The organism is Propionigenium maris DSM 9537 (assembly GCF_027925155.1).
Classification (GTDB): domain Bacteria; phylum Fusobacteriota; class Fusobacteriia; order Fusobacteriales; family Fusobacteriaceae; genus Propionigenium; species Propionigenium maris.
Map to the genome: position 1 here is coordinate 181,967 of NZ_BSDY01000001.1, position 12,541 is coordinate 194,507.

The 12,541-nt window shown below is 38.6% G+C and carries 12 protein-coding genes and 1 riboswitch; of the genes, 6 read left to right on the forward strand and 6 right to left on the reverse strand.

The window, feature by feature from the left end:
* Positions 1-6: 6 nt before the first annotated feature.
* The 5 genes from QMG11_RS00900 to rpsF all read right to left on the reverse strand — a co-directional run bounded on the left by QMG11_RS00900 (position 7) and on the right by rpsF (position 4,587).
* Entirely contained in the window at positions 7-1,248 is a 1,242-nt protein-coding gene (locus tag QMG11_RS00900; protein ID WP_281832514.1) for a TolC family protein, read from the reverse strand.
* A gap of 324 nt (positions 1,249-1,572) precedes the next feature.
* Positions 1,573-2,895, reverse strand: coding sequence for a uracil-xanthine permease family protein (locus QMG11_RS00905; protein WP_281832516.1), 1,323 nt, complete (start codon positions 2,893-2,895; stop codon positions 1,573-1,575).
* Positions 2,896-2,978: 83 nt separating this feature from the next.
* A riboswitch (purine riboswitch) is annotated at positions 2,979-3,076 on the reverse strand.
* A gap of 440 nt (positions 3,077-3,516) precedes the next feature.
* Positions 3,517-3,750, reverse strand: a complete 234-nt coding sequence (gene rpsR / locus QMG11_RS00910; protein WP_281832518.1) for a 30S ribosomal protein S18 — start codon at positions 3,748-3,750, stop codon at positions 3,517-3,519.
* Positions 3,751-3,768: 18 nt separating this feature from the next.
* Positions 3,769-4,203, reverse strand: coding sequence for a single-stranded DNA-binding protein (locus QMG11_RS00915; RefSeq protein ID WP_281832521.1), 435 nt, complete (start codon positions 4,201-4,203; stop codon positions 3,769-3,771).
* Positions 4,204-4,302: 99 nt separating this feature from the next.
* Complete coding sequence (rpsF, locus tag QMG11_RS00920) at positions 4,303-4,587, reverse strand: 30S ribosomal protein S6 (RefSeq protein WP_281832524.1); 285 nt, start codon at positions 4,585-4,587, stop codon at positions 4,303-4,305.
* Positions 4,588-4,841: 254 nt separating this feature from the next.
* Between rpsF and QMG11_RS00925 the strand changes: the two genes are divergently transcribed.
* Positions 4,842-5,609 carry a MipA/OmpV family protein gene (locus QMG11_RS00925; protein ID WP_281832527.1) on the forward strand — a complete coding sequence of 256 codons (768 nt, stop codon included), beginning with the start codon at positions 4,842-4,844 and terminating at the stop codon, positions 5,607-5,609.
* Between the two features lie 176 nt (positions 5,610-5,785).
* On the opposite strand, the gene QMG11_RS00930 is transcribed toward QMG11_RS00925, so the two are convergent.
* The gene (locus QMG11_RS00930) at positions 5,786-7,366 is read right to left on the reverse strand and encodes an NAD(P)/FAD-dependent oxidoreductase (protein WP_281832531.1); all 1,581 of its coding nucleotides are present in this window, start codon (positions 7,364-7,366) and stop codon (positions 5,786-5,788) included.
* Positions 7,367-8,035: 669 nt separating this feature from the next.
* On the opposite strand from QMG11_RS00930, the gene QMG11_RS00935 reads away from it, so the two are divergent.
* The 5 genes from QMG11_RS00935 to QMG11_RS00955 all read left to right on the forward strand — a co-directional run bounded on the left by QMG11_RS00935 (position 8,036) and on the right by QMG11_RS00955 (position 12,392).
* On the forward strand, positions 8,036-8,689 hold the full coding sequence (locus QMG11_RS00935; protein ID WP_281832534.1) for a redox-sensing transcriptional repressor Rex: 654 nt from the start codon (positions 8,036-8,038) through the stop codon (positions 8,687-8,689).
* A gap of 45 nt (positions 8,690-8,734) precedes the next feature.
* Entirely contained in the window at positions 8,735-9,718 is a 984-nt protein-coding gene (locus QMG11_RS00940) for a hypothetical protein (RefSeq protein WP_281832537.1), read from the forward strand.
* A gap of 145 nt (positions 9,719-9,863) precedes the next feature.
* Positions 9,864-10,502, forward strand: coding sequence for a Crp/Fnr family transcriptional regulator (locus tag QMG11_RS00945; protein WP_281832539.1), 639 nt, complete (start codon positions 9,864-9,866; stop codon positions 10,500-10,502).
* 436 nt (positions 10,503-10,938) lie between these two features.
* Positions 10,939-11,799, forward strand: coding sequence for a patatin-like phospholipase family protein (locus QMG11_RS00950; RefSeq protein ID WP_281832541.1), 861 nt, complete (start codon positions 10,939-10,941; stop codon positions 11,797-11,799).
* A 104-nt stretch (positions 11,800-11,903) separates the two neighbouring features.
* Positions 11,904-12,392 (forward strand): PTS sugar transporter subunit IIA, encoded by a 489-nt coding sequence (locus tag QMG11_RS00955; protein ID WP_281832544.1) that lies wholly within the window; start codon positions 11,904-11,906, stop codon positions 12,390-12,392.
* The last annotated feature ends 149 nt before the right edge of the window (positions 12,393-12,541 follow it).

Sequence of the window (12,541 nt, forward strand, 5' to 3'; positions counted from 1 at the left end):
CCGCCTTTAATTTTTGTACTTTATCTCATAGATGAGAGCATCCAGCTCATTTGACTTCTTTTCCAGGGCAATGGAGGTATCCACATAGTCATCATACTTCTCCACATAGTCGATATAGGACTTTGTTCCCTGTTCATACATGAGCTTGTAGATATTGTACTTCATCTCATCTACCTCCTGCTGTCTTGTGAGGTTGTCCCTCTCCCTCACAAGGGAGTTGTACCTGTTCTCATAGTCCCTCCTGATTCCTGCAACCTCTCCAGCTTTCCTGTCATACTCCACACCCAGTCTTTCCTTCTCCACAAGGAAAAGCTCCGAGGTATCGTCATACTCAAAGAGGGTCTTATTCAGCTCCAGGGATACAAGCCATCCATCGCTCACAGTGTCCCAGTAACTCCCTGCATTGATATCGGGCCACTTATTTTCATATCTGGAGTAGGTGTAGTTTTCCTTGGCCTGCTCTCTCTGAAGAACTATATTTTCCAGATCTCTCTCCCCAATACTATCTATATAGGCAGGTGAAAGAGAGGCCTCCATCCTCTGGATCTCCCTGTCTCCCAGGTTTATCCGGAAGTTTTCATGGAAATCTTCCCTTATCTTTACCAGGTCCTCCTCCAGCTGCCTGATCTCATTTCTGGCGTTGATAACCCTTACCTGGGAATACCTGTAGTCCACCTCAGTTCCCGTTCCCACTTCAAAGTGCTTTTTTATGGCTTCATACTCGGACTCCAGCCCCGGGAGGAGCTCATTTTTTAGCTTTAGTTCAAGAAGGGTATCCATATAGGTTCTGTAGAGGCCTATTACCCCCACTATGTCCTCCTCCAGTCTCTCCCTCTCCAGGTTAAGACGATACTCCCTCTCATACTGAAAAATACTGCTACGGTAGCTTCTCTCGCTGTAAAATATATCCTTGAGGTTCTTCTCTACCCCCACAAGTTCCCTCTCGGTTCTCCCGTCCTCGTGGTTGTAGCTTCCCTGATACTTAAAGATATCGTATTTTGTAGTGAGGCTGGAGTCAAACTCCCTTTCCCTACTGTCATCAAAATAGCTGCTCTCACCCCTTACCTCTATACCATCCCTGTCTATGAGGTTGATCTTCCTCTCCTCAATCTCCAGATCCTTTATCTCCAGCTCTTTAAACTCCCTTGAGTATCCCCCCGATTCCAGCTCAAAGATGAGCTCATCCAGGGTCACTGCAAAAATATTCATAGAGCAGGAGACAAGGAAAGATAAAACTAACTTCTTCATAGGTGCCTCCACTCCTTTTCATGCTTATCTATCCACTATATCACATTTTAAAGGGAAAATGTGTCCGGTATGTGACACACACTCCCGTTCTAAGGAAGATTTAAGGATAAAAAGCAAGATGACGTTGCATCCTTATAATTTAGTTGGAAAACTAATTACACTACGAAAAGTTTTAATAAATTCTATATTTACCTAATAATAAAAAAAGAGAAGAGGTATACCTCTTCTCAAGATCTTCATTTTTAAAATGTAGAATTATAGGCTGGCTTCATTAATAAAAACCCATTACATAAGGTTAAAAAGGATGAAGCGTCACGCTACCTTCTATTGAGCTTCCTGTAAGACAGCTTCCTTCTCCTTGGAAACTGAAAGAAACTGGTTTAGAAGGACAGCTATTCCACCGGAAACAACTATTCCAGACCCTCCAAAGATAAGCTGGATAGTCTCAGGGAAGTGTGCCAGGGCTTCAGGAACATTCCCCAGGCCAAACCCAAGCCCCAGGGATACTGAAACGATAATACTGTTCTTCCCAGCCAGAGGCTCCTTTGTGATTAGGTTTATTCCGCTGATCACGATCATTGCAAAGATCATAACCAGGCTTCCTCCCACAACAGAGGCCGGTATAACACTGAAGAGTGCCCCTATCTTAGGGATAAACCCGCAGATAATAAGGATAGTTGCCCCTACTCCCACAACGAACCTGCTCATTACCCCGGTCATGGCAATGATACCGCTGTTCTGGCTAAATGATGTGGTAGGAAGGATGCTGAAGAGGGAAGCCAGGACACATCCCAGTCCGTCTGCTATAATACCCCCGGAAAGCTCCCTGTCTGTAACCTCCCTCTTGGCTCCTCCCATAGCGATGCTGGACATATCTCCCATGGTTTCCACAGCGGAAACTATATACATGAGAGCCATGGCCAGGATGGCATCGATCTTAAAGGCAAATCCATAGGTCAGAGGTTTAGGAAGGGTAAAGTATCCCACCTGAGCCATGGGAGTAAAGTCTACCTTCCCCAGAACTATAGAAAGGATAAACCCCACTGCAATTCCTATTATAACAGCAGATGTACTCCATATTCCCCTTCCGTAGTGCTTGAAGAGAACCACTACCCCGATAACAGTAGCTCCCACCATAAAGTTTGATAGGCTTCCATAGTCGGCAGACCCCAGTCCCCCCGCCATATTCTGTATTCCCACTGGAAGAAGGGAGAGACCGATGGAGAGAACCACCACTCCTGTAACAACCGGAGGGAAGAACTTTCTCAGCTTCTTGATGTAGAGTCCGAGGAAGGCTTCAAAGAATCCTCCCAGAAGGCAGGCTCCCATAACCCCTTCATATCCATACTTGAGTCCCACTGTAATAGCTACAGGCACAAAGGCAAAGTTTGTCCCAACCACTATAGGGAGTTTTGCACCCACTGTTCCAAGGGAGTATACCTGCATAAGGGTATTTAACCCCGATATAAACATAGTAAGCTGTACCAGATATCTTTGATCTTCACTGGAAATACCCAGTACCCCTGCCACGATAACTATGGGAGTAATATTACTTACAAACATAGCAAGGATGTGCTGCAGCCCCAGGGGGACAGCTTCTCCCAGGTGGGGCACCCCGTCCAGATGATACGGTGATCTGTTTTTCATTTCCTAAAACCTCCTAAAAATTTTTATAAAAAAATAGACCTATCCCTCCCACACTTAAAAAAGCAAGGAAAGAAGGTCTATAAACCTGACTATTCCCCGCTCATAGTAAGTCCTTTACGGGGACTCGTAGAGACGCTCAACCATATTATGAGCATATATGAGGGTTTAAAATATTATCCTTTTCACAATCCTACTAATTTTACCACAATATTAAAAATAATCAATACTTTAAGTTTAATTTAATTTTTGGAGAAAGGGTCAAAGAGAAAGATAAAAAAAGTAATGTGACGCTAAATCCTTATAATCAGTTGGTATACTCATTATTTTAATCTAAGTTGCTACTTAAGAAATAACCATTAAAAAACCTTGAAATCAATTTTTTAAGCCACAAATTTACATGAATTTACTAAATAAAAGTACTTTAACCAATTGAGCAAAATTAAAAAGACCTCATTTGTAAAAATTCTTCCCACTTGTTTTACATTCTAATTTGTGTTATTAGTGGCAAATGTTTTGAATTTCGCCTAAAGGTAGCAGCTTAAGTTACTTTATGTAGTCTTTTATAAATTCTATACTTTCTTTAATAATAAAAAAAGACCAGCATATGCTGGTCTTAATAGATTACTTAGATACAGTTGTTGTGTATGGAAGTAAAGCTATGTTTCTAGCTCTCTTGATTGCAGTAGCAATCTTTCTCTGAAGCTTTGCATTAGCACCGTTAGCTCTTGCAGGCTTGATTCTTCCTCTGTCGTTTAGGAAGTTAGCTAGGATATCAACGTTCTTGTAGTCGATGTCAGCTTCCTTAACTCTAAGTCTAGGTTTTCTTCTTCTTCTAGGTCTTCTGAAATCTGCCATTGGTTACACCTCCCGTAATTAGAATGGGAACTCGTCGTCATCATCGAAGCTGTCAGCAGCTGGAGCTGGAGCACTTGGCGCCGGGCTCGAAGGCTTGCTAGGCTTTGATGGAGCAGAGTATCCACTGTTATCAAAGCTAGGTTCCTCGGAATTTCTTCCCTCTAGGAACTCTATCTGATTAACCAGCACATCATAGCTGGTTCTCTTTTCACCGTTTACCTCATATCTGTTCATCTGAAGACTACCCTGTACTCCGGCTTTTCTTCCTTTTCTCAGGTACTCTCCAATCAGTTCAGCAGTTTTACCAAAAGCTACACAGTTGATAAAATCAGCTTCCCCTCTTTTGAAGGGTCTGTCAACAGCTAGAGAAAATCTGCAGTAAGCATTACCAGACTGCCCATACTTTAATTCTGGATCTCTCGTAAGCCTACCAGTAAGTACGACTAGATTCATTGTATTCACCTACCCTTACTTTTTAATTTTAGTATGATAGAAATAAATTAGAACTTTTTCTTTATTTACCTGCTACCTTACTTTTTTAGTTATATCTACTTACTTCTGCTTTACTACGATGTATCTCATAAGACCTTCAGTGATGTTAAGCTTTCTCTCAACCTCAGTAAGGTTAGTTCCGTCGATAGTGAATGAAGTCAGAACGTAGAATCCTGAAGTCTTCTTCTCGATTGGGTAAGCAAGCTTTCTCTCTCCCCACTTCTCAGTCTTAAGCTCAGTAGCTCCAGCTTTAGTAAGAGTCTCCTCTACCTTAGCAACTAATGCATCTCTACCATCAGCCATAACAGTTGGGTTGATGATAAACATCATTTCATAATTTCTCATAGTTTTACCTCCTCCCTCTGGTTTTTGTCCAGAGCCAGTTGGCTCCAAACAGGGTGCTTTATTATATCATATTAGCCAAAATAAAGATAGTTTTTTTATCACCTTGTGGCTGTGGAGCAGGCTAAATCTACGGAAGGATGATAGTTTTATGATGAATTACTTAAATAAAATTTATTTAAAGATTAAGTTGAATTGAAGGGGGAAAATTTTATATAATCCATATTATGAATTACTGAACTTTAGGAGGGACAACAATGAAAAAGCTAATACTGGGAATGGGACTTCTAGCAGCAACGACTACTATGGCCCAGGAGGGTTATAATGACTACAGTCTGTCAGCAGGTCTTGGAGTAGTAACTACCAGATCCATATATAAGACAAAGGACAAGCACGAGGTACTTCCTTTAATACCTGTAAACTTTAGATACAATGATTTTTATATAAATGGTGCTGAGACGGAGCTGGGATACCAGCTGTTTTCAGAGGATGGAATGACTCTGAGCCTTATAGGTAAGTTTCACCTGGGGTATGACTCAGATGATCTCAAGAGAGAGTACAGAGCAATGGATGACAGGGACTACGACTTCCATGTAGGACTAAAGAGTACATATACCTACGACAACCTTGAGTTTGTCTCATTCTTCACCCAGGATGTGTCTGGAGAGTCCGACGGTAAGACCCTTGGGGTAGAGGGAAAGGCAAACTTCCACCTGATACCAGACAAGGTAATATTTACTCCGGCAGTGGGGATGACCTATATGGACAGCTCCTTTGTTGACTACTTCTACGGAGTAAAGGGAAGCGAGGCTGATAAGATAGGTAGCATAAATGGTGAGTACAGAGGGGCAGGATCGATGGTCTACCATCTGAAGGGTAACCTGAGCTATATCTACGATGAGAGCCTTACATTTACATGGATAAATGGAATGAACTTCTACGACAGCAAGATTGAGAGATCACCAATTGTTGATAAGGATTGGGGATACTATACTGGTGGATCATTTATCTATAAGTTTAAATAAAAAGAAAACTGCAGAGATTCTCTGCAGTTTTTTTATTGTTAAGAAAAGTATAAGGTTTATAAAAGCTTAACGTAAAGTAACTAATCTCCCAACTGACTATTAGGATGCAACGTCACGTTACCTTTTATTTTTTGAAATTATTGTCAATTTTATCGTTTGCATAAGTTAAAGCAGGTTTAATCAACTAACTCTGTAAAGGCAAGGTCCACAGCCTTAAGACCGTCTACAGCAGCGCTGACAATTCCTCCGGCATATCCGGCTCCCTCTCCAACAGGATAAAGCCCCTTTATATTGATGGATTCACACCTGTCGTTTCTTGTAACTCTAACCGGCGCAGAGGTCCTAGTCTCAGGCCCTATAAGGTTTGCCTTGGGAGAAACAAAGTATTTGTTTCTGCTCCAGTAGTTCAGTGCCATCTTCATATTCTCAGTTACTACAGATGGGAGAAGTTCATTTAGGTCGTGTGACTCCAGTCTCATCTGGTAGCTGGACCTTATCTTCCTGGTGGTTTTCTTTCCCGCCATGAAATCCATAACTCCCTGGTAGAGACCTCCGTAGTTACCCATCATCTCATAGGCCTTCTTCTCTACCTCCTCCTGAAACTTCATTCCGGAAAAGAGCTCCTCACCGAATTCATTGGCTTTAATTCCCACAGCCAGGGCTGAGTTTGAGAACTCACCGTCTCTTGTGGAGTAGCTCATACCATTAACCAGGGTAGTTCCCACAGAGGATGCTGCATTTACTATCTCCCCTCCAGGACACATACAGAATGAGAAGATACCCCTCTCCTCTTTTCTGTTGTTGTATGTGAGGTTGTAGGTGGCAGCCCCAAGGTTTGGATGTCCTGCAAACTTACCATACTGCATCTTGTCGATATCTACCCTTGGATGCTCTATTCTTGCTCCCACAGCAAAGGGTTTATTCTCCATAAAGACTCCCCTTCTGTGGAGCATCCTGTAGGTATCCCTTGCTGAGTGTCCTGTACAGAGAAGGACATCCTCTACCTCCAGAAACTCCTCTATCCCAGCTCTGTCTGCTATGTGTATTCCCCTTACCTTGTTATCTCTAATCTTTATGTCGGTCATCTTGGTATTGAAGAGGAATCTTCCTCCCATGGAGATGATCTTATTTCTTAGGTTTGCCACTACCCTCTTCAGGACATCTGTTCCCACGTGGGGTTTATAGTCCCAGAGGATCTCCTCCTGGGCTCCGTTTTCCACAAGCTCAAGGAATACCTTGTTGATATAACCGCTCTTGATCCTTGTATTCAGCTTACCGTCGGAGTAAGTCCCGGCTCCCCCCTCTCCAAACTGGATATTTGATTCCTCATCCAACCTATCGGTCTTATAGAAGGCGTCCACAGCTCTGTCCCTGTCCTCTACCATCTCTCCCCGCTCAAGGATAATAGGCCTGTATCCATACTCACAGAGTCTCAGGGCAGCAAATAGTCCTGCAGGACCTGCTCCTATTACCGCCACCTCTTTTTTATCGTCTAGAGCCCTTCTCAGAGGTTCAGGCTTTATCACTACCTCCCTTATCTGGGATTTCTCAGTAAAGGTCCTCCTCCTCTTAAGGGTAACCTCGAGATTATAGACAAACTTGATATCCTGCTTCTTTCTGCTGTCTATAGATCTCTTAGAGTACTCTATCCTCTCTATATTATCTTCCTTAATTCCTCTCTTAACCAGCTCCCTACGGAGCTCTTTATCCTGGTCCCTGGCTACAGAAACCATTAAATTATTAACTGCTATCTTCATCTAAACACCTCATCTGTAAAAGCTTTTCCAGTTATTATACCATATTTTTAAGATTATAGTTTACTCATATTTATCTTTTGAAAAGCCCTTCAGGTACAGAAAGATCTATATAAATGCCGGTGACAGAACAGCTGTTTTTAATATTAGAATTGTTTCATATAAGTAAAAAGCTATGATAATCATCAAAAATGCGTATTTTTTAATATTTGAGGAATATGGTAGTATTTTTTACATGAAATATCAGGAGGTTAACAGCCTATATAATCCTCCTGATACTTTACTCTGATTTTTAATTTAAATTTTTTATTTTGATATTTGAAGATGAAATGCAGAACAGCAAATTTAGTGAAGATGTGCCAATAATTCATTGTCAAAATGAAATTACTATAAAATTTTATAGTGAGGTGTTTATTTTGAAAAGTTCTTACTAAGGTAGGTCGAACACAACCTGAACTAGTAAGTGAGAGCTAGCCTAAAATAAGTTTATTACCGTGCGATCTCAAGTGACTGGAAATCTAAAAAAATCAAAACAGATTCATGAGTTATTCATTTAACTTTAAAACGATATTGACAGGACTTTAATGAAAATTTGATTGTATCTAATTAGTAATGAAAGGAGATAATTATACCTTTATTACTTTAGACTTTCAATTTATTTAGGAGGTTAAAGTGAAAAAAGAGTTTCAAAAGAACTTCTCCCCCAAAGTAATAGAGAGGTTAACTGAGTATTTAAGGTATTTAGAGGAATGTCCCGAAGAAAATTATATTTCAGCTGAAAAGATAGGGAAGGAATTAAAAATAAGTTCTCCGCAAATCAGAAAAGATTTCTCATACTTTATTTCAAGGGACGTTGAGAAACTGGGGGTAACAGGAAAAGGGTATCATACTCAGTATCTTTGTGAAAAAATAAAGATGATATTAGGTGTACATAAGACAAATAATGTTGTTCTTTTAGGAGCAGGGAGCTTGGGATCAGCTTTCCTTTCAGAGTACCATCTAGCTAAAAAAAAGTTTAATGTCATAGGTGTCTTTGATAGTTCTCCTAAAAAAATTGGTAAAAAGATAAACGGAGTAGTTGTTAAGAATATGAATGAACTAGATTCCTTTATAAAGTTAAGTGAGAAGGTAGATATTATTTTATTAACAAGTATACCGGCTGATATAGAGGAATTCTTAAACACGATAACTTTAAAGGGAGTTAAAGCTATCCTGAATTTCACTACTCATAACTTTAATTTTCTGAAAGATATAGCAGTAATAAGTGTAGATATCTACGGGAAACTTCAAGAATTAAACTATTGGAAGAACCATGGGATAGCCTGAATCTGCTAAAGGTTAATAAGGAAATAATTTTAGAAGGAGAGAATAATGACTAGTTTAGAACTTGATACATTCAGCATTGCAGAAAAGACAATTTATATCAATACAGTGAAATATCTAAATGAAATGACCTTTGTAAAAAATACTGCCTGCAGAAATAAAAGAGGAAAAAAGCTTAAGGGAGCAAGAAAAAAACTGAGGGTAGATCAAAAAGAAGCAGAGGAAAACAAGTTAACAGAGGTTTTTGAAGTGATACTGGGAACTTTTAAACTAAAGGTAATAGATCACCTTAAAGTAGCCTGTTCCTCTGAAGAAATAAAGGGATGGGTAGACAGGGTAACCCCTACTGGTGTTGAATATTTTATTCAAAATGTAAGGGAGTCTATGTGCAGAGAGGTTATAAATGTAATTTCTAAAAATCATATGTTCAGAGTCTCCCTTGAAGTTTATCAGTGGCTTTTTAAAGATGGAGTACTTAAAGTTAGTGATAAAAAGGTGAGTAAAAATTCAAAGTATTCAGATGAGGTGCTGATTTTAAAAAATAAATATCTAAAGGACTCTCAGGAAAAGGTAGAATCATTAAAATTAGAGGATTTGGGAGTAATGGAGAACAGTGTTTGTCTGAATAGTGAAATAATTATGCTTAAAGAAACTCAGAGAACCTCTGAAGCATTAAAGTCGGTATTAGCAGATATAGGCTGCAATAAAACTATATTTGAAAAGCTGAAAGAAGATCTAAATCAGGTTGAAGACCTTTATGGTATTATTGTGAACTTTATAAATGAGACCTCTGAGGATATAGTGAGTTCTGAGAAAACTATTAAAAAATTTATAAAAAACAGCAGCTATCAAAAAAGGTTTGTGCCATTTAAAGAGTTTTTAAGCCTATCGTGCAAAATGACCGGGATAGAGTTTAATAGGGAAAACGAAGAGTGGTTTATCAGCTATTATGAAAACTTAAAAGAGTATTCTGAAGATCAGCTGAAAAGAGAGCTCAAGTGGCTTAGGAAAAGGACGATGAAAGTACTTTAAGAGGCAGTAAAGGGTTCTTTAGCTGAAAGGTTTATGGATTCCAGAGGAGGATCTTATATATTGTAGGTGGTAGAGGCTAAAGAGGGCAGCGTTTTTGAAAGAAGATTAATTGTAAGGAAGTTTAACCGGTAACAGGAGGCAGACAGTGTTTATAAAGGAAGAGGTATTAAAAGACCTGGGGTTGGAGGAGCTTATAAAAACCCCGCTGATGAAAGACATCCACATAATAAAAGGAGATGCAGGTGAGAGAAAAAAACTCTACAAATGTATAGAGGGAAGAGCCTGGTATGTTTTAAAGGGAAGGGTTAAGATGGTGTCCTTCTTTGAAGATGGCAGAGAATTTTTTTGGGAACTGGAGGAGGGGGAGTGGTTTGGAATTGAGGATGCAGTGTTAAAATCTGAAGGCCATTGTGATGTAGACTCCTATTCAGAGGCTGTTATTTTAGAAATTCCACTAGAGAAGATAATAGAGGGAGAGATGACCTCAAAAGATATGCTAAAGAGGATTATACACATTATGTCCCTTTCTACAAAGAGCAGAGAAGAAAAAAATGCTCTGCGTATAGGATATAGAGACGAACTGTACTTTTTAAAGTATCTTGAGAGGAGGAATTTTAATATAAATTACAGTAATGTTAAGGAACTCTCAGAGACCTTAAATATAAACCGAAGAACATTTCAGAGGATCTTAAGAAGGCTATCCTGTAAGGGAATTCTTCAAAAAACTAAAAGTAAAATTACAGTTGATAATATGGAAGCTTTTATTAGATACCTTGAATATTAAACCCTGAAAAATCTGATAGAAAATACCTCTACGAGAAATAAGGTCATCTGAAAAAATCCAGAAGATGTGAAAGGCAAAGTTATTTGAAAGGGAATAGGAGGATGGAAGGATGCAGAGCTTCTATGCCGGCTTTGGAGAGTAATATATTGATTAAAAAGAGCTGAAATGAAAGTCTCAGCTCTTTTTATTTATTAAGGAAAGTATAGAAAGTATAAAACAATCCATGAAGAAAGAAGAATTTCTGTTACCTGCACAGATGCAACCTCACGTTGCTTTTATAGTTCAGTTTAAAACTATGAAAAAGGACTTATCGACCTATAGGGAAAAGCTTATTTAAAGGATAAAATATTAATATTTTTTTTATTTCAAAAAAAACTTTAAAATATTAACAGAGAAATTTATTGATTTAAAGCTATTAAAGGAGATGGTTAAAGATATGGAAAGATATGGTCTGGTCCTGGAAGGAGGAGGGACAAGGGGAGTATATACAGCAGGTGTTTTAGATGCATTTTTAGAATATAGTATAGAGGTTCCCTATGTTATTGGCGTCTCTATTGGAGCATACAACGGAGCTGCCTATGTTGCAAAACAAAAACAGAGAAATTATAAAGTATATAGAAGTTATGCCAATGACCCAAGATTCATTGACTACAAAAGAATATTTAGAGGAAAAAGTATAATGGACTCAAAATTTATTTTTGATCATGTAAACAGTGAAAAATATCCATTTGATTATAAAAAGTTTTTTAAAAGCAGTCAGTCCTTTGTAAGTGTCAGTACAGATTGTAATACAGGTGGACCAGCTTATTTTGAAAAAAGTAAATATACCTTGAAAGATGTTGATAATATAATAAGATCATCTTGTTCCCTTCCTTTTATGACAGATATTGTAGAATACAAGAATAAAAAATATTTAGATGGGGGCATAGCAGACTCTATTCCCATCAGAAAAGCTATCTTAGACGGCAACCAAAAGCTGATAGTAATCCTTACTCATCCAAAGGGATTTGAAGAGAAGCAGGGATGGTATTCAAAGGTATCTTCTGTTTGGTATAAGGAATACCCTAAGTTAACAGAATCTTTAAAAAACAGGTATCTACACTATAATGAATCCCTTCAGCTCCTAGAAGTATTAGAAATGACAGGGAAAGCCTATATTATAAGACCAAAACATAAAGAGATGTCTATGATAGAGCAGGATGTAGAAGAGCTGGATAAATACTACGATTTAGGGTGGAAACAGGGAATAGAGGAGGCTGAGAGGATTAAAAGCTTTATGCAGGATATGGCAGTGTAAAACATATAGAGGGAAAGAAGAGAAAACTGTTAAAAGGTATTGATGCACAGGGTATATCTATGAAGTAACAAAGCTCTACTATACTAGTCCGGGAGGAATCTACTTTGAATTTTGAAGAAATAAAAAAAAGCGGGGAAATTATTATCTACTCACCACTTAAAGGAGAGGTAAAGAGTCTAGAGGATATTCCCGACCTATTTTTTACAAGTCATATTATAGGTGATGGATGTGCAATAAATCCTGTTAACGGGGTTATCCATGCCCCTGTTTCATCTAAAGTTAAGATATTTAAAACAAACCACCTACTTCTCTTTGAACCAGAAAAAGGAGTTCATGTGGTTATACACTTTGGAATAGGAACCTCACATCTCAAAGGGAAGGGATTTACAAGGCTTCTTAAAGAGGAGGGGAGGGAGGTTAATGCAGGGGATGAGATAATTTCCTGTGACCTCAACTATATAAACAATAAGGCCAGATCAACTATAACTCCAATTATAGTAAACAATGAAAATATATCAAGGCTGGAACTATTAGCTGAATATGGAAAAATAGTAGAAAGCGGAGCTCCGCTCATGAAAATATATTTAAAATAGTTCAGTAAATTGATTTTAGAGGGCCTGTAGAGGAAGTAAATTAAAAAAGTAAAGAGATAATAAAAAAGCCCGGGCTAAATCAAGCCCGGTTTTTTATAAGGAAAAGCATAGAATTCTTAAAAATTACATAAAGTAATAGAAGTTCCAAA